At 58.2% G+C, this 22,292-nt stretch carries 19 protein-coding genes and 1 tRNA gene; 9 read left to right on the forward strand and 11 right to left on the reverse strand.

The features are described from left to right. Nucleotides 1–593: 593 nt before the first annotated feature. Nucleotides 594–992 (forward strand): hypothetical protein, encoded by a 399-nt coding sequence (locus tag ACVW0B_RS01755; RefSeq protein ID WP_457490800.1) that lies wholly within the window; start codon nt 594–596, stop codon nt 990–992. On the opposite strand, the gene ACVW0B_RS01760 is transcribed toward ACVW0B_RS01755, so the two are convergent. After that, nucleotides 989–2,908, reverse strand: coding sequence for an ABC1 kinase family protein (locus tag ACVW0B_RS01760; RefSeq protein WP_414406966.1), 1,920 nt, complete (start codon nt 2,906–2,908; stop codon nt 989–991). The two genes, ACVW0B_RS01755 and ACVW0B_RS01760, sit on opposite strands and share 4 nt — an antisense overlap. 251 nt (nt 2,909–3,159) lie before the next feature. On the opposite strand from ACVW0B_RS01760, the gene ACVW0B_RS01765 reads away from it, so the two are divergent. Next, on the forward strand, nt 3,160–3,999 hold the full coding sequence (locus ACVW0B_RS01765; protein ID WP_414332120.1) for a CPBP family intramembrane glutamic endopeptidase: 840 nt from the start codon (nt 3,160–3,162) through the stop codon (nt 3,997–3,999). Between the two features lie 266 nt (nt 4,000–4,265). Continuing rightward, nucleotides 4,266–6,464 (forward strand): caspase family protein, encoded by a 2,199-nt coding sequence (locus tag ACVW0B_RS01770; protein ID WP_457490801.1) that lies wholly within the window; start codon nt 4,266–4,268, stop codon nt 6,462–6,464. Here ACVW0B_RS01770 and ACVW0B_RS01775 read toward each other — a convergent pair. Then, nucleotides 6,461–7,132, reverse strand: a complete 672-nt coding sequence (locus tag ACVW0B_RS01775) for a DUF1614 domain-containing protein (RefSeq protein WP_414332122.1) — start codon at nt 7,130–7,132, stop codon at nt 6,461–6,463. The genes ACVW0B_RS01770 and ACVW0B_RS01775 overlap by 4 nt on opposite strands. A gap of 860 nt (nt 7,133–7,992) precedes the next feature. On the opposite strand from ACVW0B_RS01775, the gene ACVW0B_RS01780 reads away from it, so the two are divergent. Then, nucleotides 7,993–8,265 carry a hypothetical protein gene (locus ACVW0B_RS01780; RefSeq protein ID WP_011432262.1) on the forward strand — a complete coding sequence of 91 codons (273 nt, stop codon included), beginning with the start codon at nt 7,993–7,995 and terminating at the stop codon, nt 8,263–8,265. Next, the gene (locus tag ACVW0B_RS01785; RefSeq protein ID WP_457490802.1) at nt 8,262–8,930 is read left to right on the forward strand and encodes a putative CRISPR-associated protein; all 669 of its coding nucleotides are present in this window, start codon (nt 8,262–8,264) and stop codon (nt 8,928–8,930) included. The genes ACVW0B_RS01780 and ACVW0B_RS01785 overlap by 4 nt, the downstream gene beginning before the upstream one ends. Before the next feature lie 100 nt (nt 8,931–9,030). On the opposite strand, the gene ACVW0B_RS01790 is transcribed toward ACVW0B_RS01785, so the two are convergent. Further along, the gene (locus tag ACVW0B_RS01790) at nt 9,031–10,425 is read right to left on the reverse strand and encodes a malic enzyme-like NAD(P)-binding protein (protein WP_457490803.1); all 1,395 of its coding nucleotides are present in this window, start codon (nt 10,423–10,425) and stop codon (nt 9,031–9,033) included. Nucleotides 10,426–10,433: 8 nt separating this feature from the next. Between ACVW0B_RS01790 and ACVW0B_RS01795 the strand changes: the two genes are divergently transcribed. Next, nucleotides 10,434–11,045, forward strand: coding sequence for a chromophore lyase CpcT/CpeT (locus tag ACVW0B_RS01795; RefSeq protein ID WP_414374232.1), 612 nt, complete (start codon nt 10,434–10,436; stop codon nt 11,043–11,045). Between the two features lie 14 nt (nt 11,046–11,059). Here ACVW0B_RS01795 and ACVW0B_RS01800 read toward each other — a convergent pair whose 3' ends face one another. The 8 genes from ACVW0B_RS01800 to ACVW0B_RS01835 form a co-directional block, all read right to left on the reverse strand. Next, a complete protein-coding gene (locus ACVW0B_RS01800; RefSeq protein WP_414328714.1) occupies nt 11,060–11,365 on the reverse strand; it encodes a hypothetical protein in 306 nt (101 codons plus the stop codon). Nucleotides 11,366–11,472: 107 nt separating this feature from the next. Further along, on the reverse strand, nt 11,473–12,084 hold the full coding sequence (locus tag ACVW0B_RS01805) for an ATP-dependent Clp protease proteolytic subunit (RefSeq protein WP_011432257.1): 612 nt from the start codon (nt 12,082–12,084) through the stop codon (nt 11,473–11,475). After that, a complete protein-coding gene (locus tag ACVW0B_RS01810) occupies nt 12,032–12,367 on the reverse strand; it encodes a Uma2 family endonuclease (RefSeq protein ID WP_049749557.1) in 336 nt (111 codons plus the stop codon). Before ACVW0B_RS01810 ends, ACVW0B_RS01805 begins: the two co-directional genes overlap by 53 nt. Before the next feature lie 37 nt (nt 12,368–12,404). Next, nucleotides 12,405–12,674, reverse strand: a complete 270-nt coding sequence (locus tag ACVW0B_RS01815; protein WP_457410950.1) for a hypothetical protein — start codon at nt 12,672–12,674, stop codon at nt 12,405–12,407. A 17-nt stretch (nt 12,675–12,691) separates the two neighbouring features. Next, a complete protein-coding gene (locus ACVW0B_RS01820; RefSeq protein WP_011432256.1) occupies nt 12,692–13,327 on the reverse strand; it encodes an ATP-dependent Clp protease proteolytic subunit in 636 nt (211 codons plus the stop codon). A gap of 127 nt (nt 13,328–13,454) precedes the next feature. Further along, nucleotides 13,455–15,929 (reverse strand): ATP-dependent Clp protease ATP-binding subunit, encoded by a 2,475-nt coding sequence (locus tag ACVW0B_RS01825; protein WP_011432255.1) that lies wholly within the window; start codon nt 15,927–15,929, stop codon nt 13,455–13,457. A gap of 118 nt (nt 15,930–16,047) precedes the next feature. Next, nucleotides 16,048–16,121: transfer RNA gene (locus ACVW0B_RS01830), tRNA-Arg, on the reverse strand. A gap of 175 nt (nt 16,122–16,296) precedes the next feature. Beyond that, nucleotides 16,297–17,394, reverse strand: a complete 1,098-nt coding sequence (locus tag ACVW0B_RS01835) for a tocopherol cyclase family protein (RefSeq protein ID WP_457490804.1) — start codon at nt 17,392–17,394, stop codon at nt 16,297–16,299. 204 nt (nt 17,395–17,598) lie between these two features. Between ACVW0B_RS01835 and ACVW0B_RS01840 the strand changes: the two genes are divergently transcribed. The 3 genes from ACVW0B_RS01840 to ACVW0B_RS01850 all read left to right on the forward strand — a co-directional run bounded on the left by ACVW0B_RS01840 (nt 17,599) and on the right by ACVW0B_RS01850 (nt 22,285). Next, nucleotides 17,599–18,918: a CmpA/NrtA family ABC transporter substrate-binding protein gene (locus ACVW0B_RS01840; RefSeq protein WP_457490805.1), complete on the forward strand. Its 1,320-nt coding sequence runs from the start codon at nt 17,599–17,601 to the stop codon at nt 18,916–18,918. A 473-nt stretch (nt 18,919–19,391) separates the two neighbouring features. Then, nucleotides 19,392–20,219: a nitrate ABC transporter permease gene (gene ntrB / locus ACVW0B_RS01845; RefSeq protein WP_414344145.1), complete on the forward strand. Its 828-nt coding sequence runs from the start codon at nt 19,392–19,394 to the stop codon at nt 20,217–20,219. 68 nt (nt 20,220–20,287) lie between these two features. Beyond that, a complete protein-coding gene (locus ACVW0B_RS01850) occupies nt 20,288–22,285 on the forward strand; it encodes an ABC transporter ATP-binding/substrate-binding protein (RefSeq protein ID WP_414357644.1) in 1,998 nt (665 codons plus the stop codon). Nucleotides 22,286–22,292 lie beyond the last annotated feature (7 nt).

The following is a 22,292-nucleotide window of genomic DNA, read 5'->3' on the forward strand; positions in this document are numbered from 1 at the left end:
TAAACCAGCCTAGAGGTTCGTGGTTGGCTTGCCAACTGCAGGGCTACCGAAAGCCCGCCCTGTACTGCGAAGCAGTCAGGGTCGGGTAGTTTACTAAGCCAGTGAAACTCCTTTTTTGACACCACCAACAACCGCTTCCAGGTGTAGTAGGAGGCTACTCCCGTAGCTCAGCGATACTCGCCACCGGCGGGCAAGCCTAGTTCCTTCCGAAGCTCCCGCCGCAGCAGCTAAATTCTCGGCCAGGGACTGTCCACTTGTCCATTTTTAAGTCAATATAGGGGTAACATCCGGGCTTGCTTGCCCTGCGGATTCGTGGTAGCCAAACTGGCCTCCGACAGGAAAAACAAGGGCAGGCCTTGGATGTATTGGCAGGAGCTCGGCCCGCTGTAGACTGCTGTTGCGCCGAAGGGATCCCAGCCTTTCGTGCCGGCTCAGCGCAGTTCTTCTTCGCTTACTCAAGAGCAGGTGTCCCTCTTCTCAGCGATTCTCCAGAACTGTACCCATCGAGCCACTTTCACAGCGGGCTCGGCTTTTGGCCTGCGAGTTCCCGCTTTAACCCCCGTTGGGGAGCACTCTGTCGTTTAGGAGATTCTATGCCTAGTGAACCCAAAACCCGCAAGAGCCGTGAAAGCACTAACCCGCGCCCGCGCGACCGTCGTCGTGAATCGGCCAAAGGGAGCAAAGGGGCAGTTTCAGCCACCCATCTCTCCTTGCCGAAGTTAATTCAAGAGAATGCGGTGCTCCAATCTCGCAGCCAGTTGTTATTGATGTACAGTGACTTCCAAACCGAAATGCCCAACGATGGCAAAACCGGTGTGGGCACCTGGCTACAGTCTCGACTCAAGGAGCACGGCATGCCCAGCCTGCTGCGTTTTGGCCCCCGCTCCCGCCCCCAGGTTTTCCGCCGCGATGAATTTTCCGAGTGGATTACGCTGGCTCTGGCCTCTGTTAACCCCAACAGCGATATTGCCCCCCAAGAGCACCTGAGCTAGGCCGGAAGGGGAAGTTGAGCGGTAGAAGCAGAGGTTGCTGGCCCAGGGATCCCGCCACGCCCGTTGAGGGAAGAGGGTGAACTGGGCTTTTCTGTATCCGGCAATAGCAGGTCGCGGATGAGGCGAGCTGCCGAGCGTTGCAACCAGCGGGAGGCCAATTGACGGCCCAGTTGTTGAGCTTCCGGTTTGGCAGCCACCTTGGCAACAATCGGCAGAAGCTGCAGCGGCTGAAAGCTTGGGTTGCTGCTGAGGAGTTCCCACAGACGCTGCAAATGAGCCAAGCCATCTGAGCCGCCCTGGGATCCCGAGCTGGAAAAGAGCACATCCACTAGGCGCTCCCGCAGGAAAGCGCCCCGCTCAGAAAAGATAAAATCAACGGCCTTTTCCAGGGATCCCTGCAGGTCAAAATCCTCGCTGTTGACGGCGTTGCGCAGCAGGTTCTCCAGGCGGTTCCAGCGAAATTGCCCCTGGTTAAACAGCAGCTCCCGCAGAGATACGCGCAGCTCCGGGGCCGGGTCGGTGAGCAGGCGCTGAGCCACGTAGGGATAGGCCACGCTCAACACCTTAAAGTTGGGATCCAGGCCGATGGCGATCCCTTCCAGGGTGAGCAAAGAGCGGATGATCAAGGCGTAGTAGGCGGGAACTCGAAAGGGAAAGTCGTACATCACCCCCGAGAGCCGATCGGTGATGCTCTTGAAATTCAGTTCGGAGACCGATTTGCCCATCGCTTCGGCGAAGACAGCTTCCAGAGCAGGGATGATGGGAGTCAGGTCGGTATCTGGATCCAGGAACTCCAAGTCCACGTAGTCTTGGGCCAGACCGGCAAAGTCTCGGTTTACCAAATGCACAATCGCCTTGATCAGGCCGTAGCGCTGATGGGGCGCGATGGTGCTCATCATGCCGAAATCGATATAGGCCAGCCGCCCGTCGTACATGGCCAAGAGGTTGCCCGGGTGGGGATCGGCGTGGAAAAAGCCATTTTCCAAAAGCTGCTTGAGGGAGCAATTGACACCGATCTCGATCAAGTGCCGTCCATCCAGCCCCGCAGCAGCGATTTTGTCAACCTGAGTCAGCTTGATGCCATCAATCCACTCCATCGTCAGCACCTTGGTGCGGGTGTACTCCCAGTAAATTTTGGGAGCGTAGATGGAGGGGTGACGGTACAGCGCCAGGAACCGCTCGGCATTGCGGCCCTCCTGCGTGTAGTCCATTTCTTCGTAGAGGCGCCCGGCAAACTCATCGACGATGCCCACCAGGTCGCTGCGGATGCGGCGGAAAGTGCGTTTGGCCCAGGCGGCCAGGCTGCGGACAATATACATGTCGAGAGAGATGCGCCCGATCAAATCGGGCCGCTGCACCTTGACGGCGACTTTCTCCCCGCTGTGCAAGTAGGCCTGGTACACTTGCCCCAAGCTGGCGGCGGCAATCGGCTCGGGGCTGATTTCTCGAAAGATTTTGTCTACGGGTTTGCCGATTTCCGACTCGATGAGGGCAAAAGCGATGGCATTGTCAAAGGGGGGCAGCTCATCCTGCAGTTTGGCCAGTTCCTCCAGAAACAGGGGCGAAACCAGATCGGGACGGGTGGAGAGGGCTTGGCCGATTTTGATGGCTGTCGGCCCCAATTCCGTGAGGATCTCCCGTAGCCGGGCCGCATGTTTCGGGCGATTCTTCAGTTCTACTCCCCGCCAGCGATCCCAAAACACCCAGGCCAACAAGCCCAAAAAGGGGGTGATCAACTGAAACAGGCGCCGCACCACCAGATCCCAGCGCCCTCGATATTGCTTGGCCAACTGCTCTGGGTCGTAACGCAAGCTTGGCTCAGGAACCACCCCCAGATCTGCCGGAGGGATGGAGACAGCCCCAGAACCCAAGCCATCCTGCCTCGCTGCTATTGTCACTACCGGTGTTGCGCCCATAGATGCCCCAACGGATTCCGTAACACATCTTAACTTGCTGGCTCAGCCTGGCGACCCTCGGAGACAGCCACCAGCCTGCTCGATTGGGTTTGAAAAGGCGGGACGAACCTTCGGAATAAGGATCTTCAGTCTTCTCCCTGAGGAGTTGACAGCAGCCCACCTCTGGGGATCCCCGCCAAAACTAGAATGGGAAAACTGCGCTCTCTGCCTCTGTGTCTGGATCCCCCCCTCTACGGCCTGCCGAGCCGAGTGTGACCGGATTTGCAGCCCTTAAGGCGCGCCACGTGCTGTTGGCCTTCTTGGTGATCAACCTGGGGGTAGGCTTGGGAGCCATCGCCTTGGCCCAGCTGTTTCATCTCCCATCTGACGATCCTCTGCTGGCCGACTTTGTCTATTGCGCTACATTTGTCCTCACCTGTATCTGGAGCTGGCGACGGGGGCAGCAAGCCCATCTGCAGATGAGACGGCTGTGGGGCAACTGGCGGGCTGCTATTCCTTGGGGATCCCTGCTGCGGGTGGTGCCGGCTTTGGTAGTGCTCTCCATCGGCACAACTTTACTGATGATCTACCTGATATCTTGGCTTGCACCAGAGCTGGCGGAGTCGATGCTGCACTCACTGGGGGAAGAGGATAGGGAAACGGCCTGGCCGCAGATGTATCAGGGGTTGCGCTGGCTCTCGATTGGGGTGGTGGCCCCCATAACGGAGGAGTGGCTGTTTCGCGGCATCTTGCTACACCGCTGGGGCCTCAAGTGGGGCCTCTCCAGAGGTCTGCTGGCTTCTTCTGGGGTATTTGGCCTGCTGCACCCCAACCCCGTCGGGTTGACGGTGTTCGGCCTGGTGATGGGCCTGTTCTACTTGCAGACCCGCTCCCTGACCTTGCCTGTCTTGGCTCATGCCTTGAACAATCTCTTGGCTTTAGCGCTGGGATCCCTAGGAGGGGGAAGGATGGAACCAGCTGATCCAGTCGGGGCTTTCCACCTCTACTTTGGCCTGTTCTGTCTGGGGATAGCTGGGTTCATTTTGGTTCCCTTCGTCCGCTTCCATTGGCCGGAGCGTGGGGCTTGCTTGCCCTATTTCCTGAACCGCTGAGTATTGACTTCCTCACACTTTCCCTCCTGTCTGACGGACTTGTCTGACAGAAGAGCGCTGCCGTGGGATCCCCATGGGAAGTAGCGGAGGTTTGATTGATAAGGAATGCAAAGAAAACGCCAAAAACTGTCACTCGATCTCGGGAAAAAGCTGTGTGGATGGGGATATCCTGAAATAGGCAGCAACAGATTCCAGTGCAAAGTTTAGCTGTGGCTCGCTGGCCGATGGGGTAGTCGTTGGGCCGGGGGTCAGCCCAGAGGGTCAACATGGAAAGGCGGTCTTTTCTGCAAAAACTCCTCCTGGTTGCTGCCGGTCTTGGCCTATCCCCTGGCTGGTTGAGGGGCCGGGCTGAGCGATATGGGCAAGCTTTGGCGGCTGGCTCCCGCAAGCTGGCTGTTCTCATCGGTATTAACCGCTACCTTGGCGAGGGATCCGCGCTACAAGGGTGTTTGACAGATGTGGAGTTGCAGCGGGAGCTACTCCTCTATCGCTTTGGTTTTGACCCGGCAGACATTCTCACCCTTACCGATGGGGCAGCCACGCCGGCTGGGATCCAATCGGCCTTTGCAGAGCACTTGGGGGGTCAAGGTCACACGGCTGAAACGGTAGTGGTGCAGTTTAGCGGCTATGGCCAGTGGCGGCTGGGATCCGCGCCCAACTGTTGGCAGCCGGTGCTGCTGTTGTCTGGCTCTGAGGGAGTGGCAGCAATGGAGCTAGACAGCTTTTTCCGGCTTTTGGAAGGCTTGGGCACTGCCCAGATCACCACCCTTCTGGACTGTGGCTTTACCTATGTCTCGCCGTCGGTGCGAGGCAACTTGCAACTGCGTTCCCGTCCCCCAGCCGCGATCTCGGACTCCAAGGACTCCGTCCCGCTGGCGCGATCGGAGCCGCAGCGGGTTTGGCCGTCTCCGCCCAAGGGCTTGCTGATTTCGGCTACCACCCCGCAAGACTTGGCAGCAGAAGCCGCTTGGCCAGGATTCTATGCTGGGGTACTCACCTATCTGCTGACGCAGTACCTGTGGGAAACCACGCCTGCCACCCGTCTGCTGGTGGCCTTTAACCAAGTGGTTAGCCGGCGAGAGCTGGGCCTATTCGCCTGCCAACGCCCCACCTTGGAAGGCAAAGACACTGCTCGACACATCCACCCCTATTTTCTCATGCCCACACCGGCAGGGGTCAGCGGGGTAGTTCAAGAAGTGAAGGGAAATCGGGCTCAGGTGTGGTTAGGCGGGATCCCATCGGCGGCCCTGTGTGGTTTGCAGCCGGGTACTCTTTTGGTTCCCATTCCCGCCGATCCTTCCGCCTCTTCGCCGACGCCGCTGCTCATGCGTTCTCGCAGTGGGCTGTTGGCTCAGGTTCAGATGGCCAGTCCGGAAGGGCAGCTTCCCCCTGTGGGCACACCTTTGCGGGAGCAGCTGCGCGGCCTCTCCAGCACGCTCAAGCTTTTGGTTGGCCTAGAGGAGAACCTGGGCCGCATTGAAAAGGTGGATCTGACCAATGCCATTGCCGGCTACAGCTGGATGGAAACGGCCAACCCCCGCGAGCGACAGGTGGACTGTTTGTTGGGCCGCATCACCCCGGAAATGGCCACTGCTTTTAGGACTCCGTCCCGCTGGCGCGAACGGTCGGATACCCTGCTCAAGCCTCTGGAAGTGAACAGCTACAGCCTGTTCTGGCCGGGGCGAGAATTGCTCCTGAATTCTTGTGGCCCGGCAGGAGAAGCCGCAGCAATGGCCGTCCAGCGGTTAGCTCCCCGTCTTGCCCATCTGCTGGCTGCCAAACGTTTGCGCACCACTCTCAATGCTGTTTCCTCTTCCTTGGCGGTGGTGGCGGAGTTGGCTGTCAAAGGTAGAGCTGCCAATCGCGCCAGCGGGACGGAGTCCTTAGCTCCCTCGTTGGCGGCACGCCTTGTCCAGTCCGCAACTTCCGCTCCTGCTGAGGTGGGTATGCAGCGGTTTACGCGAGGGGATCCCTTGCATCTCACCCTTTGCAACAACAGCGATCAGCATCTGTTCGGCTACCTGTTGCTGATCGACCCGACCGGACAACTGCACCTGCTGGCCCCCCTGCCTCAGGACAACTTCACCACACCTCTTCGCTTGGAAGCCAAGAGCAGTTTAACTTTGCCACCCTTGCCGGAGGTCGATGGCGAGCTGCGCTCTGCTGTGAGCTCTGACTTGCTCACCTGTCATGCCCAAGGGCTGACGGAGCTGTTGTTTGTGGCCAGCACCCGCCCCTTGTCCGCCAGCTTGGAAGCCCTCAAGGCTATGGCCCGCAAACTGGGGGTAGCCCGTTCGCCGATGTTGCTCAATGGGCCGCTGGAATGGACGCAAACGCTCCTCGAGGAGTTGACTCAGCGTGCCTCTGATCGCGCCAGCGGGACGGAGTCCTTAGGGGATCCCGACTTGCGTTGGCTGGATCCCGCCCAATCCATCACCCTTTCCCTTACCTATTTGCTGGTTTAGCTCAGCAGCAGGGCAAACAAGCCACAGAGGGCAATACCATCGAAAACCCCGGCCCCGCCAATGCTGAGAATGCCTGAGCAATTGCGCCGCAACACCTCCGGCAAGTGCAGGAGATCCGCCCCGATAAGGGTACCCAAAACCCCGCCGGCAAAGGCCACCGCTGGCGCCTGATCCCCAGCCCAGAACAAAGCGGCCAAGGCTGCTGTAGCTGGGGCAATTAGAGGATTCATCTGAATGCCGATCCCGGGCACCACGTGGGAAGCATAGTAGCTGACCAAGGTTACCAGCGCCGTTACCGCCAGGATCAGCACGCTATCGGCCCGCCCAAATTGGTATAGGGCCAAGAGCACCGGGATCAGCCCCCCGCCCACGTTTAAGGCAATCACCGTCTCCTGGGAAAGCTTGGTCAAAGGGATCCCCCAGAACTGCCGCATCCACAAGCTAGCTAGGTCTTCTACCAGCGTCACCTCGCATTTCACCCGATAGAGGGGAATATTGACCGAGCTGCCCACCAGGATGGCCAGCAGCAGTAACAGCGCTCCCTCCCGCGAGAACCCCAGCTTTCCCACCGCCAGCGCCACCACATCCACTGCCAGCCCCAGCCAGAGGAAAGGCAGCAGCAACACCAGCATGAAAAACAACAGCAGCGAGACCGGCAGGTAGAACATGGCAGGGATCCCAACTTTTCTTCAGCCTATCAGGACTCGGTTCAACTTTTCTCAGCTGCGTGCCCCCTGAGAAAGTTAGGTTTGCAACTAAACTTTATTCGTTTCAGGATCTCAAAGGCCAAAAATGAGGTTGCGAATATCCCGATCGCGTTAGCGGGACGGAGTCCTTGAAATATTGCGGCCAGCCCTCCAGTCGCCAGGAGTTTTAGCCATAACGATTTGATAGCGCGGATCTCCATAAAACCGAATTTTGATGTGATTAGATTCTTCAACAGTCTCGAAGCAAAGGTCGCGCAGATACTGTTCAGTATGAATGTTCCACTTGCGGTAGTCTCTGAAGATGTAGCCCTACAGGACAGGCCGGCAGAGGTGCTGCAGATCCTGGGCTAGGCATGGCCCGCTACTACGGGAATGGGGGGATGCCTGCTGGCGAGACTCCGCCACACCAGGGATCCCAGCCCAACAGCCACTCTGGTCGCAGGGACGCCGTTCCCCAAGGCGCGGCAAACGAGCCCCAGCAGGACAGACCACAGCAAAACAACCAATACCCACAAGACTAGACCCAACAGCGGGCCCGCCAAGCCTGCTTCCAGATTGGTCAAAAACTGAAGGCCACCATCACCAACATCAAGGGCAACGAAGTTACTTTCCAGATTTCGGGCCCCGACATCAAGCTCACCCCAAGGGAACCCTCCCTCTCGGTGGAGCAAGAGGTAGAGGTGAAGGTTCTGGGCCTTAGAGAAGATAAAGGACTCCGTCCCGCTGGCGCGATCAGAGAAGATAGTAGAATCGGCAAAGTCCAGCTGCTCTGGGCGCAAAGCAAGACAGAGCTCTCGAAAAATTTGAGTTAACCGCCTATCATGCAGACCATCATCATGACTGTGGGCACCTCCTTGCTCACCAACCTTGACAAAGACCTGCAGCCGCAGCGCCCCTGGGTGGGACAAAAAACCATCGGGGATCCGGAGCAAGCGCTGGCCTGGATGAAAAGAACCGATCTGGAGCTGATCAGCGCCGATCGCGCCAGCGGGACGGAGTCCTTAACCAACACCTACTACCGCCTGGATCCCACCCCCGGCGATGCTTTGGTTCTGCTGCACTCCGCAATGGGCTGGAGTGTGCCCGGATTTTGAAGCTCTTCTTTGAAAGAGAACTGGGCCAACAACAGGTTTCTCTGGTGCCCCTTCCCGGCATCGACTACGAGCTAGAGGGATCCTCTCTGGAGCGGATGGCCGAGCTGTTGAAACAGTTGGCAGAGAGCGCCAAGGGGATCGTCACCTTTGCCGCCACCGGTGGGTTCAAAGCCCAAGCCATGATCATGGCTGTGGTGGGCAGCCAATTGGGGATCCCAGTTTGCTACATCCATGAGCAATACAAGTCTTTGGTCTACCTGCCCTACCTACAGCCGGAAGTTCAGCCCCGGATCCCTCGGGCAGGTCTTCCCGATCGCGCCAGCGGGACGGAGTCCTTTTCAGGCCGACCTCGCTCCGAAGTCATCCAGCTGCAGGTCGACAGCAGCCACCACCGTCCTCGCAGCTGGGTCAAGGTGGAAAAACTCCTGCGAGACATTCCCTGGGTGGATCTGGTCCGCTACGACCCGCACGCTTACTCTGCCCCCAAAAACAGCGTCAAAGCTGCAAACCGCAAAACAGAGGACGGCCGCCACATCTTGTGGATCCATCTCCACCAGAGCCAGGACACCCACCTTGCTGTCAGGGTAGAGACCACCGGTTACACCCCTGAGCACCTGGAGCAGGCCGCCGCTGAGTTGCGGGAGCGCTTGGGTCGTCTGGTGTGAGTTCCCCCCAGGGAAGGAACAGGCCAAGATCCACCCCCGGCCTTTCGCGAGGTGAGCGCGGGGCATTTTGTGGCTTGTCACCTGGTGCCCTAGGTAGCCCTCAAGGGATCCCGGCCACGCCGGTTTGGCGGGCAGCCTGGATTACCGCAGCGGCCACCTGAGGAACCACCCGCCCGTCGAAGACCGAGGGGATGATCCACTGGGGATCCAACTCTTCGGCAGGGATCAAGGCAGCAATGGCTTGAGCGGCAGCCAGGCACATCTCGGTGTTGATCTGCTTGGCGCGGCAGTCGAGGGCGCCGCGAAACACGCCCGGAAAGGCCAGCACGTTGTTGATTTGGTTGGGGTAGTCGCTGCGGCCCGTGGCCATCACTGCCACCCGATTGCCCACCAGCTCCGGCTGGATCTCGGGCACCGGGTTGGCCAGGGCAAAGACGATGGGATCCGGTGCCATTTTTTCTACCATCTCCACTGTCAGGGCATTGGCCACGCTCACCCCAATAAACACATCCGCTCCCACCAAGGCTTCCGCCAGGGATCCCTTCTCCTCGACGGCAATGGCCGCCTTCTCGGGGGTGAGATCGGAACGGGAGCGGCTGAGGATCCCTTGGCGGTCGCAGACCGGGATGTGGGCTGCCCCGGCCCGCCGCAGCAGTTGCGTCACGGCAATGCCGGCTGCCCCGGCCCCGTTGAGGACAATGCGCACCTCGTCTAGGCTCTTTTTCACCACTTTCAGGGCATTCAGCAGCGCCGCCAGCACCACAATGGCGGTGCCGTGCTGATCGTCGTGAAACACCGGCAGGTTGAGGCGGGCCTTGAGCTGAGACTCAATGGCAAAGCAGCGAGGGGCGCTGATGTCTTCCAGGTTAAAGCCGCCAAATCCCGGCGCCAGGCGCACCACCGTCTCTACAATTTCCCCCACCTCCTGAGTGGCCAGGCACAGAGGAAAGGCATCGATATCGGCAAAGCGCTTGAACAGCGCCGCCTTCCCCTCCATCACCGGCAAAGCTGCCTCCGGGCCGACATTCCCCAAGCCCAGCACCGCACTGCCATCGGTTACAATGCCTACACTGTTGCCCTTGATGGTGTACTCATAGACCGCGGCGGGGTTGGCAGCAATTTCCAGAGAAACCCGCCCTACCCCCGGCGTGTAGGCCATGGCCAGATCGGCGGCGCTCTCCAGGGGGCTTTTGGCCACCACTTGCAGTTTTCCCCCTCGATGCAGCTCAAAGGTGCGATCTACCACCCGCTCCACCTTCACATTGGCCAAGGAGGCAACGGCGGCGTAAATTTGCTGAGCATGCTCGCTGCTGACGGCATCTACACAGATTTCTCGCACCGTTTCTGCTGCCGATTGGTGGATGAGATCGATCTGGCTGAGGCTGCCTCCCACTTCCGCAATGGCCTGGGTGACGCGGGCTAGGGCTCCCGGCTGGTTGAGCAGGCGAATGCGCAGGGCAATGCTATAGCTAGAGCTGGGGGTAAGTTTTGTCATAGCTCCCTATGGTAGACGAAAAATCCGCTTCCGACCTGCACACCCTGGCCAACTGGCTGGAGGGCTACTACAGCAACCGCACCCAGGCGATGGCAGAGCCGGTGTGGTTTGTGCCGGTCAGCCTTTGGTACGTGCGCCTTCCCCACCTGTTCTCGGAGGGGATCGGCTTTTTTACCGAGCAATTTAACCAGCACACGCCGGGCCAGTTTTATCGCAGCCGGGTGCTCCAGGTATTGGGGGATCCCTTGCGGATCGAGAACTACAAATTGCGGGATCAAGCAGCTTGGGCAGGTGCCTCTCAGGATCCGCAGCGCTTGGCGCAGCTCTCCTTGGCCGACCTGGAGCATTTGCCCGGTTGTCGCATTTTGGTGGAAAAGCGCCCAGACTGCTACCACGGCGAAATGCTGCCAGGTGGAGAATGTCGTCTGAACCCCGGGGATAGCACCTATATCCACATCGAGTTCGACCTCACCCCCAGCGAATTCATCACCTGGGATCGGGGCTTTGACGCCGCCACTGGCCAACAAACCTGGGGATCCCGCGCCGGACCCTACCGTTACCGAAAAGGGATCCCACCGGCCTCTTCCCCTCGCCCTTGGGGAGAGAGGGACAGGGGGTGAGGGCCAGAAAACAGTCAGGGGAACAAAAAAGGCAACAGATCTCGAAATCCTTTGCGCAGCCTGAGCAAAAAGATCAGCCGTTCCACCTCGGGGGAGACGGATCCGGTTTCGGGCCGAGCTGCCAAGGCTTCCTGGAGTTCCAGAGCCTCGGCGGCGGCGAGGGGCTGATTATCGACCGGAGAGCGAGCCCGCAAGTCGGGCTGGGCCCGCAACACCTCTTCCGGGATCTCATCGGCAGGGGGCAGTGCCCAAGCTTCCGGCCAAAGCAGCAGCAGACCCGCGCAGCAGCCCAGTCCTGCACTCCAGAGCCGTTGGCCCATCCGACCGGTTCTCCTAGCGTTGTCCACTGAACTCCACCCCTTGAAGGGATCCCTCCCAACCTTTCCCAACCCCTCGACCTGTTGCTGGGGGAAAGGGGGGGATCCCTTTAGCTGGCCATGGCTTCCGAGCGCTCTTGGATCACCCGATCCACGATGCCGTAAGCCTGAGCTTCCGTGGCCGAGAGGTAAAAGTCTCGCTCCACATCCCGCTCGATTTTCTCCAGCGGTTGGCCGGTGGTTTGCGCCAAGATCTCGTTCATGCGTCGTTTGACTCGCAGAGTTTCGCGGGCGCGAATTTCAATGTCGCTGGCTTGGCCTTGGATCGTGCCCAGCGAAGGCTGGTGCAGCATGATGCGGGAGTGGGGCAGGGCAAACCGTTTTCCCTTAGTGCCAGCAGCCAACAAAAAGGCTCCCATTGAAGCTGCTTGGCCCACGCAAACCGTAACGATATCTGGCTTGATGTGGTTCATGGTGTCGTAGATGGCCATGCCCGCCGTCACAGAGCCACCGGGAGAATTGATGTACATCACAATGTCCTTTTGCGGATCCTGCGAGTTGAGGTAGAGCATCACCCCCACGATGGTATTGGCCAAGCTATCGTCAATGGGCTCGCCGATAAACAAAATCCGCTCTTGGTACAGGCGATCGTCAAGGCTAATCCACTGGCTATAGGGCTCGCCGGGCAAACGGTAGGGAACCCGAGGCACTCCAATCGGCATAAGTTTCTCCTGGCAAAGTATGAAACACAGAACGACGCGCTTGTAAGATATCTTCCGCGCTCAAATCCAGCTGGGGCAAAACCGAGGAAACAATGCGTCCAGATCCAGTTTTGACCTCGCCTTCGTATTCTCCGCCAACCCAGCGCACCGCGGAAACGGACTGCTTGGCTGGATCCACTGGGATCCCACGGGCAGCGTAATCTTTGCGCTTGTCTTGATAATCGTGTTTTTCATTGTCTACTCCGGGGGAAACGACTTCCACCACCAACAGCGGCAGGGGCATGTGCAGGCAAGGATTCCGCAACCGTTTCCCAGCAAGCTCACATAGCGGGATGCAAAGCCATCACCTCTGGATTGCGCAACCGAGCCTTGGCTGCGGGCACTTCGACCTCAACTTGGCCCAAGCTCAGGCGTTGGATGGGCAAAAACTTGGGCAATTCCGCAACCAGAAACAGCTCAATGAGGGTGTTCATACGCTCCTCGGCTTCCCGAATGGACCCGTCTTCAGGTTCAACCCGTCCTTCATAAAGCCCGTCCGTGAGGTGGAGGTACTCCTCCGCCGTTAAAGGCTGTAGGGGAACTTGAACCATGGACGGATCCCTCTGCTTTAGTTTTTGGCTGCTGCCAACTTCGGCACGCCTTTGGAACTGGTCAGCACCTGATCGATGAGGCCGTAGGCTTTGGCTTCCTCTGGTGTCATGAAAAATAGCCGCTCCGTGTCCTTCTTGATGCGCTCCATAGGCTGGCCCGTGCTGCGGGACAGTTGCTCCAGCATCATGTTGCGCAAAGTCAGAATCTCGCGGGTGCGAATTTCGATGTCGCTGGCCTGTCCACGGGTGCCCCCATAGGGCTGGTGGAGCACGATCGTGGCATTGGGCAGACTGGCCCGAAATCCTTTGGCTCCTGCTGCCAATAACATGGCCGCCATCCCAATGGCATTGCCGATGCAGATAGTATGCACAGGCGGCTTGATGTAGTTCATGGTGTCCAGAATGGCAAAGGCCGCTGTGTCGTAGTTATAGGTGCCCGTCGAGTTGATGTACATCTTGATCGGCTTTTCCCGATCCTCGTACTGCAAATACAGCAGTTGCTCGATGATCAGCTTGGTGACGTTGGCATTCGACTCCTCTGCAAGGGGCAAGCCCAGGTAGACAATGCGCTCCTGCAGCAGCAGCGAAGCCAAATCTGGGGGTGGGGTACGAACCGGAGCGCCGCCATAGTAGTAGTAGGTCGATTGCACCATGCCAGAGATCTCCTACGCCTGGGTCTGTTCAACTGAAAAACACCAGAAAAACAACACTTGAGAACCACAAGGGATCCGCAGCATCCCAACGGATCCCTTGCAGTCTGAGGACCTCTCAAAGCCAGCTTTACTCCGCCCCTTGAGGCAAGAGAACCCGCTCCGGCTCCGTGACCAACACCTTGGGCTTGCGCTCCTCATCCACATCGATGAGCACCTCCGATCCCTCCCGGACATGCCCAGTCAGGATCTCTTCCGCCAGGATGTCTTCCAGCAGGCGTTGGATGGCGCGGCGCAGCGGGCGTGCCCCGTAGCTGGGGTTATACCCCTCCTCCACCACCAAGTCTTTGAAGCGGTCGCTGACCGTAAGGCGGATTTTCTTCTCCGTCATGCGGTCAAACACTTCCTTGAGCAGGATGTCGGCAATCTGCTTCACCTCATCCTTGGTCAGTTGCCGGAAGACGATGATCTCGTCCACGCGGTTGAGGAACTCCGGACGGAAGTACTGCTTCAGCTCCTCGTTCACCAGGTTGCGGATGCGGTTGTAGTTGGCATCCTCGTCGTTGGTGTTGAACTCGAAGCCGAGGCTGCCGCCGCCCTTCTCGATGACCTTCGAGCCGATGTTAGAGGTCATCACGATCAGGGTGTTCTTGAAGTCCACCGTGCGGCCTTTGGCATCGGTCAGGCGGCCATCCTCCAGGATTTGCAGCAATAGGTTAAACACATCCGGGTGCGCCTTCTCGATCTCATCGAAAAGCACCACCGTGTAGGGGCGGCGCCGCACCGCTTCTGTGAGCTGACCCCCCTCGTTGTAGCCCACATAGCCCGGCGGGGATCCGATCAGCTTGCTGACCGTGTGCCGCTCCATGTATTCCGACATGTCGAGGCGGATCATGGCCGACTCGGAGCCGAAGAAGTAGGCTGCCAAAGCCTTGGTCAGCTCGGTTTTGCCCACCCCTGTTGGGCCGGAGAAGATGAAGCTGGCGATGGGGCGGTTGGGATTTTTCAGCCCCACCCGAGCGCGGCGGATGGCCCGGGAGATGGCCCGCACCGCTTCGTCTTGGCCGATGATGCGCTGGTGCAGGGTTTCTTCCATGTTCAGCAGCTTCACTGACTCGCTCTCGGTCAGCTTGGCCACCGGCACCCCCGTCCAGGCGCTGACCACTTGGGCCACGTCCTCTTCGGTTACCTCAGGCATTTCGCTGCGGCTGCTCTCCTCGGCTTTTTTGGCAGCGGCAATGGCGCGGATCTGCTGCTTGATCTCCATCTCCCGATCCCGCAGCTCACCAGCCTTGTCGAAGTTCTGGGCCCGCACCGCAGCGTCTTTCTCCTTGAGCACTCGCCGCAACTCTTGATCCAGCTCCCGAGCCGCCGGGGGCAGTTGAGAGTTGATCAGGCGCACCCGCGAAGCAGCCTCGTCGATCAAATCGATGGCCTTATCTGGCAAGAACCGGTCGGAGATGTACTGGTCGGCCAGCTTGGCTGCCGCATCCAAGGCGGCATCGGAGATCTTCAGCTTGTGGTGCTGCTCGTAGCGCTCCCGCAAGCCAAACAGGATCTCGATGGTCTCGGAGACCGTCGGCTCGCCCACCATGATGGGCTGGAAGCGGCGCTCCAGAGCAGCATCCCGCTCGATGTGCTTGCGGTACTCATCCAGGGTGGTGGCGCCGATGCACTGCAGCTCGCCGCGGGCCAAAGCAGGCTTGAGGATGTTGGCGGCATCAATCGCCCCTTCCGCAGCCCCGGCCCCGATCAGGGTATGTACCTCGTCGATGACCAGGATGATGTTGCCGGCATTGCGGATCTCATCCATGATTTTCTTGAGGCGCTCTTCAAACTCGCCGCGGTACTTGGTGCCGGCCACCAGCAAGCCAATATCCAGGCTGATCACCCGCTTGTCGGCCAAAATATCGGGCACATCCCCCTGCACGATGCGCTGGGCCAAGCCTTCGGCGATGGCGGTTTTGCCTACCCCCGGCTCGCCAATGAGGACGGGGTTGTTCTTGGTGCGGCGGCCCAGGATCTGGATCACCCGCTCGATCTCCCGCGTCCGACCGACCACCGGATCCAGCTTGCCCTCCTGGGCCAGTTGGGTGAGGTTGGAGCCGAATTCGTCCAGGGTGGGCGTTTTGGTGCGGCTGGAGGATCCCCCCCCCGCCGTCACTTCGGCGGTCTCGCCCAACATGCGGATCACCTGGGTGCGCACCTTGGAGAGATCCACCCCCAGGTTTTCCAAAACGCGGGCTGCCACCCCTTCCCCTTCTCGGATTAGGCCCAGGAGCAGGTGCTCAGTGCCGATGTAGTTGTGGCCGAGCTGGCGGGCCTCTTCTAGGGAGAGTTCCAGCACTCGCTTGGCGCGGGGAGTGAAAGGGATCTCGACGGCCACAAAACCGGATCCCCGACCGATAATTTTCTCGACTTCAATGCGGGCGTCCTTCAAGTTCACTCCCATGGACTTGAGAACTTTGGCGGCGACCCCAGTGCCCTCGCCGATTAACCCCAACAAAATTTGCTCGGTGCCAACGAAATTGTGACCTAACCGTCTGGCTTCTTCTTGGGCCAGCATGATCACCTTGATGGCTTTTTCTGTAAAGCGTTCAAACATGATCCTCGGGCTCCCTACGCCTGCATCAAGGCGGACTTGATAGGGGTAATCCTAGCACAAGTTCTGGCGAAACCAAGGGACGGTAAATACCCCAGACGGAAGCTGTCTGGGGCCAAAACGCGCCTGGAGAGATTTGAACTCCCGACACCGTGGTCCGTAGCCACGTGCTCTAGTCCACTGAGCTACAGGCGCAAAAGGGGCGGGCCAACCACGGTTGACTGTCTGTCCATACTATCTGTCCATAGTTACTCAGATACTATCCAGTACTATCCAGAGACAGAGATGGACATCTATCAATGTGGCTTAGGCATTCTAGCACAAGAGCGTTTTTTGGAAAGTCCAACGGGGGTGTAGATATCCGCCAGCGTTAACATTGCCCTTGCCAAGGTTGCCGGACTTCTCCCCCCACTTCGAGGCCGGCTTGGGGGCTGGTGGTCTTGATCACCGGCGTCCAGACTTGGCCGTTGCGCTGCCAAAGCTGCAGGTGCAGATGCCCTGATAGGGTATCCCGACAGTTGCGCTGCATCCCTTCTGGGCCAGGGGCGAATACAGTTTGGCCAGGCCGCCGCGTGTGCCCTTCCAGCTGAATACACCAGAGGGCACTTTCTCCCCAGATTCGCCAGGATCCCCAGGGATCCACTTGCCAAGTCAGATGAGCTTGCCCAGGCCGCCATTCCAAAAAGGGCTGGGATCCCCATCCATGCAGGCTGATCAGGGCCACTTCTTCGGGGCGGGTGAGCACCTGCCGCTCAGCTCCGGCACAGGTGAGGCTAAGGCCGGGATGCTGGGGAAAGGCGTTGCACTGGATCCAAAACCAGCGGCGAGGAAAGCTTTGGCCCCAATTTTTTTCGGCGTAGGCGGGAGCCTGCTGAAATGCATAGCGCCTGCCTCTCCACTCCACCCAGCCGGTGGCCAAGCCATGGCTCATGAGGATCTGCCAGCCCGGCTCAAAGATGGGCAGATAAGACCAGGCTCCCATGGTGGCTCGGGGTGGGATCCCATAGGCAAAACGAGGTTGAATGCGGTAAAGCCAGCGAATAGGCTCAGAGCCCAAGGGATCCGGCAAAATCCCCTGATTGAGGTGGGCGGTGTATTGGTAGCCACTGGCGGTGCGCTGGAAGAAGGTGAAGGGATCCTGAAGGCCGCGACAGCCGGGGCCTGGGATCCCTGAGTGCCCCAAGGCCAGATGGGTTGAGCTGGCCCAAAAGCGGCGGGGATTGGGGAAGGTGCGCCAATGCAGCTCCTCCTCCGGCCCCAACACCTGAGCCATGCCCCCACGCTTGGGATCGATGGCGTACATGAAGGCAAAGCTGATGGGCGGATCCCCGGGCAAGGTGACGCGGCTGTACCAGCCCTCAAAAAACCGCTCTGTGCAGCCATCCCAGTGATAGCCGGCATGGGGCAGGGATCCCCAATCTGTTGAGTTGTTTTGCCCAGAGCAAGCCGTCGTTGGAGGAAACGCCATTGAGACCTAAGCCATCGCAACAATGATAAACGGAAGTCTATGCTTACCAAAATAATAATTGTATTGTTTCTATATTTATTCGCCCTTAGGATATCAACCAAGCTGAGATTTAAGGATTTCTTGAGATTTCACGAAGGAAATCCATGGGTCAGGCGACTTGAACCGGAAAGCTTCCATCTTGCCTTCACATATCCTTTCGATGAGGTGAGCATGACGTCACGTCGTAACTTTTTGCTGTCCGCGGGTGCGGCCACCGTGGGTGGACTCGTGAGTGGCAGCTTAGCACGGGCCAGCACAGGCTACTGGGTTGCCCAGGCCAGCGGCCCAGAAACCCCCAATCTCAGGTTAGGCTTTATACCGATTGTGGAGTCTGCCCCCCTGATCATCGCCAAGGAAAAGGGCTTTTTCGACAAGCATGGCATGACCGGTGTAGAGGTTTTGAAGCAGGCCAGTTGGCCGGCAGCCCGTGACAACGTGGTCATCGGCTCAGCGGGTGGGGGAATCGACGGTGGCCAGTGGCAGATGCCGATGCCTCACATGATCCACATTGGCGCCATCACCAACAATCGGCCGGTGCGCATGGCAGTTCTGTGTCAGTTGATCACCCAAGGCAACGGGATTGCCATTGCCGGAATGCATGCTGGCAAGGGTTTGGGGCTAGATGTTTCTGGAGCTGCAGACTACATCAAAAATTTCAAAAATTTCAGCGCCAGCAACGGACGCAAATTCAAGGCCGCTCATACCTTCCCCAACGTCAATCAAGATTTTTGGATCCGTTACTGGTTTGCTGCTGGGGGGGTAGATCCGGATCAAGACATCGACCTGTTGGCGGTTCCCTCTGCCGAAACGGTGCAGGGAATGCGCATTGGCACCATGGATGCTTTTAGCACCGGGGATCCCTGGCCCTACCGGATTGTGGCTGATGGGATCGGGTTTATGGCGGCCCTTACCCAACAGATTTGGCCCTTTCACCCCGAAGAATACTTGGCCATTCGCGCCGACTGGGTAGAACAAAACCCCAGGGCCACACAAGCCACTTTGATGGCGGTGATGGAAGCGCAGCAATGGTGCGACGATCCGGCCAACCGAGAAGAACTGACACGCATTCTCTCAAGGCGTGCCTACCTGAATGTGCCGGTTGAAGTTCTCACCCCTCCCTTTCAAGGCAACTACGAATTGGGAGACGGCAAGCCAGCTGTTCAAGATTTCAATGCCGGGCCCTTGTACTGGGAAGATGGCCGGGGCAGCGTCTCTTACCCCTATAAGAGCCATGACCTTTGGTTCCTGACGGAATCCCTGCGTTGGGGCTTTCACGCTCGCTTCCTTCCCGATCTGGATACTGCCCGTCGTCTGGTGGATGAAGTGAACCGTGAAGATCTCTGGCGTGAGGCCGCCAAGGCACTGGGGGTGAAGAACATCCCCAACAACACCTCGCGGGGAACAGAGCGTTTCTTTGACGGTGTGGTGTTTGACCCACAGAATCCGCAGGCTTACCTGAACGGCCTGAAAATCAAAAGGGTCTAATAGCAACCCCGGCCAACACAGACGCATCTCTTGCACAACAGGGATCCTGCCTACCTGTGGGATCCCACGAGGTCGAAAAAAGCGGTGCCGAGCTTTCTGCCCAAACGATGGAAAGTTGATGGATGCTATGAGCCTCGCACTTTTTGAATAACTTTAAATGCCATGTTGAGGATCGGCTATGTTGGCTCTACTTCACGTTCCGCGCGAACTCTTCAGGGATCCTCCTTTTGAGAGGCCGGCCCAGCCCCGCTGGGACAAGCTCATCCTTTCAATAGCCGTAGGAATCCTGAGTTTTCTGATTGTCGTGAGAGTTTTGTTGAGTTTGCAATCCCTGTGTTTGCCCATCCAACGAAAAGGCAAGGCCAATCCCAGTTCATGCTCTGTTTCCAACACGTTGTAGAACCCTGCGGCTGGAATGTTCTGAGAGCGCGACAACAGAGAACCTTGTAAAACCCTATCCTCCTCTAGGAGCTATGACGACAACACTTTCTTCTCCGGCAAAATCTGCAACGGCGAAGCTCGATTTGGCGAAGTACCGAGATCAGATTCTCCCCCCTGTGGTGGGTATTGTTGGATTTCTGCTCATCTGGCAGCTCTTGGCCAGTGCCAACCTTATTCGGCTGCCGGGGCCCTGGGATGTGTGGATGGACGAGCGCAGCCGATATCTGATCCTGCATCCTTTGTATCGCAACAGCGACCTCGACCAAGGGCTGCTGCGCCAAACCTTGGCCAGCCTACAAAGGGTGGCCATCGGCTATTGCAGTGCCGCTTTGGTGGGCATCACGTTGGGCATTTTGGTGGGAAGCAGTGTGTGGATCAACCGAGCTTTGGATCCCATTTTCCAATTTTTGCGCATGGTAGCTCCCTTGGCTTGGGTGCCCATATCTTTGGCTGCTTTGCAACGCAATGAGCCGGCTGCCCTGTTCGTTATTTTTATTACCTCAATTTGGCCCATTCTCATCAACACGGCTGTGGGGGTGAGACAGATCCCGGAAGACTACATCAACGTCTCCAAAGTGCTCAAGCTCTCCAAAGTGGACTTCTTTTTTAAGGTGTTGCTGCCCTCAGCCCTGCCCTACATGTTCACAGGTCTGCGCATTGGTATTGGCCTATCTTGGCTGGCCATTATTGCCGCAGAGATTGTGATGTCGGGTGTGCCGGGGATCGGCTTTTTCATCTGGGATGCCTACCAGCAGAACTACGTTACGGAGATCATCGTTGCCGTCATCTACATCGGAGCGGTGGGATTGCTTTTGGATCGCCTGATGTCTGTTTTGCAAAACAAGATAGCCAACCAATGATGTGTTGGATGTGTTGTCAGTATGTGGTTGGTTTGAGGCTAGACGGGTGATAGGTTGGGAGGTTTTCTGTGTCTGTATTGGTCAGTGTGGAGCAGGTGGAAAAATCTTTTGCTCTGCCCGGAGGGCAGGAATACCTTGCTCTGAAAGGGATCGATCTGCAAATCCATCGAGGGGAGTTTGTCTCCTTAATCGGCCACTCCGGCTGTGGCAAATCCACCCTATTGAACATGGTGGCGGGGCTGTCTTTGCCTACGGGGGGGATCGTGGCTTTGGATGGGCATACCATCACCGCTCCCGGCCCCGATCGCATGGTGGTGTTTCAGCATTACTCGCTTTTGCCTTGGCTAACGGTTCGGCAAAACATTGCGCTAGCGGTGAATGCCGTTCTTAAAAACCATTCTCCGGCGGAGCGTCAGCAGATCGTAGAAGAGCACATCGATCTGGTGGGTTTGCGCCATGCCGCAGATAAGCCCCCAGCCCAATTGTCCGGGGGGATGAAGCAGCGGGTGGCCATTGCCCGTGCCCTGGCTTTGCGGCCCAAAGTGTTGTTGTTGGATGAGCCATTTGGCGCTTTGGATGCGCTCACGCGCGGGAACTTGCAAGAGCAGTTAATGCGCATCTGTGAAGAACATCAGATGACCACCCTCATGGTCACCCACGATGTGGACGAAGCGGTTCTTCTGTCAGATCGTGTGGTCATGCTCACCAATGGGCCGGGATCCCGAATTGGGAACATTTTAACCATTGACATTCCTCGGCCCCGCCGTCGGCTGGAGGTGGTCAACCATCCCAGCTACTACAGCTACCGCAGCGAGATCATCTACTTTTTGAACCAACAAAAACGCATCAAGCAATGGCGTGCTCGCCGCAGCACTGTGGTGGCCAGGCATGGCTTGGAAAAGATCAACTTGGAGATCGGCTTTGTGCCCCTCACTGCCTGTGCTCCCTTGGCTGTAGCTAAAGAAAAAGGGTTTTTTGCCAAACACGGCTTGGAAGAAGTGAATTTGGTGCGGGAAACCAGTTGGCGAGGGATCCAAGACGGCATTCAGGGAGGTTATCTGGATGCGGCCCAAATGCCCGCCGGTATGCCGGTGTGGATGTCCTTGGGTGGAGGGGATAACCCGCCTCAGCCGGTGGTTACGGCCCTCACCTTGACCCGCAACGGCAATGCTATCACCTTGCACAAGCGGTTCTATGAGCAAGGGATCCACACCCTCAGCCAGTTGAAGGCTTACATCCTGGATAGTCCCAGCCGTCGGCTCACCTTTGGAGTGGTGCATCCCAGCTCTATGCACAATTTGCTGTTGCGCTACTGGCTGGCAGCCGGCGGGATCCACCCGGATCATGACGTGGTACTGAAAACGCTGCCTCCGGCCCAGATGGTGGCCAACCTAACAGCCGGCAACATCGATGGGTACTGTGTGGGAGAGCCCTGGAATTTGCGGGCAGCCTTAGAGGGCAGTGGCTTTACGGTGGCTACAGATCTGGAGATTTGGCTGGGCCATCCCGGCAAAGTGTTGGGGGTGCGAGAAGATTGGGCCAGAGCCTACCCCAACACCCACATTGCCTTGGTGAAAGCGCTGTTGGAAGCCTGCCGCTACTGTGAAGACCCGGCCCATCACGACGAGATTCGCGAGCTGCTCAGCCGCCGCGCCTACCTGAGCACCGACCCATCCTACATTCATCTGGGGGATCCCCAGCGTCTGATCTGTGACTTGGACAGGCCGATGCGGGAATATGCCCACCACCGCTTCTTTCTGGGAGCCGGCAACCGTCCCAGCCGCACCGAGCATCTGTGGATGATGACCCAAATGGCCCGCTGGGGGGATCTGCCCTTCCCTCGCAACTGGGTGGAGATTGTAGAGCGGGTGTGTCAGGTGGGGGTATTCAGTACGGCAGCCCGCGAGCTGGGACTGGATGTCTCCTACCAAAGGCAGCCCATTCAGTTGTTCGATGGGATCCCCTTTAATGGTGAGGATCCCCTGGCCTACCTCAACAGTTTGGCGATTAAGCACGATATTTATGTAGCCGAGGTTGCCTTAGATCGTCGTCCTGTGTTGCTCTAGATACCCA

Source organism: Thermostichus sp. MS-CIW-23 (assembly GCF_054059455.1).

What these genes read in the sequence shown, in the direction of transcription:
- ACVW0B_RS01815 (WP_457410950.1), bottom strand. Translation starts at nt 12,674, where the DNA reads ATGGTTCAAGTTCCCCTACAGCCTTTAACGGCGGAGGAGTACCTCCAC.
- ACVW0B_RS01825 (WP_011432255.1), bottom strand. Translation starts at nt 15,929, where the DNA reads ATGTTTGAACGCTTTACAGAAAAAGCCATCAAGGTGATCATGCTGGCC.
- ACVW0B_RS01810 (WP_049749557.1), bottom strand. Translation starts at nt 12,367, where the DNA reads ATGCCCCTGCCGCTGTTGGTGGTGGAAGTCGTTTCCCCCGGAGTAGAC.
- ntrB (WP_414344145.1), top strand. Translation starts at nt 19,392, where the DNA reads ATGACGACAACACTTTCTTCTCCGGCAAAATCTGCAACGGCGAAGCTC.
- ACVW0B_RS01835 (WP_457490804.1), bottom strand. Translation starts at nt 17,394, where the DNA reads ATGGCGTTTCCTCCAACGACGGCTTGCTCTGGGCAAAACAACTCAACA.
- ACVW0B_RS01755 (WP_457490800.1), top strand. Translation starts at nt 594, where the DNA reads ATGCCTAGTGAACCCAAAACCCGCAAGAGCCGTGAAAGCACTAACCCG.
- ACVW0B_RS01795 (WP_414374232.1), top strand. Translation starts at nt 10,434, where the DNA reads ATGGTAGACGAAAAATCCGCTTCCGACCTGCACACCCTGGCCAACTGG.
- ACVW0B_RS01790 (WP_457490803.1), bottom strand. Translation starts at nt 10,425, where the DNA reads ATGACAAAACTTACCCCCAGCTCTAGCTATAGCATTGCCCTGCGCATT.
- ACVW0B_RS01770 (WP_457490801.1), top strand. Translation starts at nt 4,266, where the DNA reads ATGGAAAGGCGGTCTTTTCTGCAAAAACTCCTCCTGGTTGCTGCCGGT.
- ACVW0B_RS01780 (WP_011432262.1), top strand. Translation starts at nt 7,993, where the DNA reads ATGCAGACCATCATCATGACTGTGGGCACCTCCTTGCTCACCAACCTT.
- ACVW0B_RS01760 (WP_414406966.1), bottom strand. Translation starts at nt 2,908, where the DNA reads ATGGGCGCAACACCGGTAGTGACAATAGCAGCGAGGCAGGATGGCTTG.
- ACVW0B_RS01820 (WP_011432256.1), bottom strand. Translation starts at nt 13,327, where the DNA reads ATGGTGCAATCGACCTACTACTACTATGGCGGCGCTCCGGTTCGTACC.
- ACVW0B_RS01800 (WP_414328714.1), bottom strand. Translation starts at nt 11,365, where the DNA reads ATGGGCCAACGGCTCTGGAGTGCAGGACTGGGCTGCTGCGCGGGTCTG.
- ACVW0B_RS01805 (WP_011432257.1), bottom strand. Translation starts at nt 12,084, where the DNA reads ATGCCGATTGGAGTGCCTCGGGTTCCCTACCGTTTGCCCGGCGAGCCC.
- ACVW0B_RS01775 (WP_414332122.1), bottom strand. Translation starts at nt 7,132, where the DNA reads ATGTTCTACCTGCCGGTCTCGCTGCTGTTGTTTTTCATGCTGGTGTTG.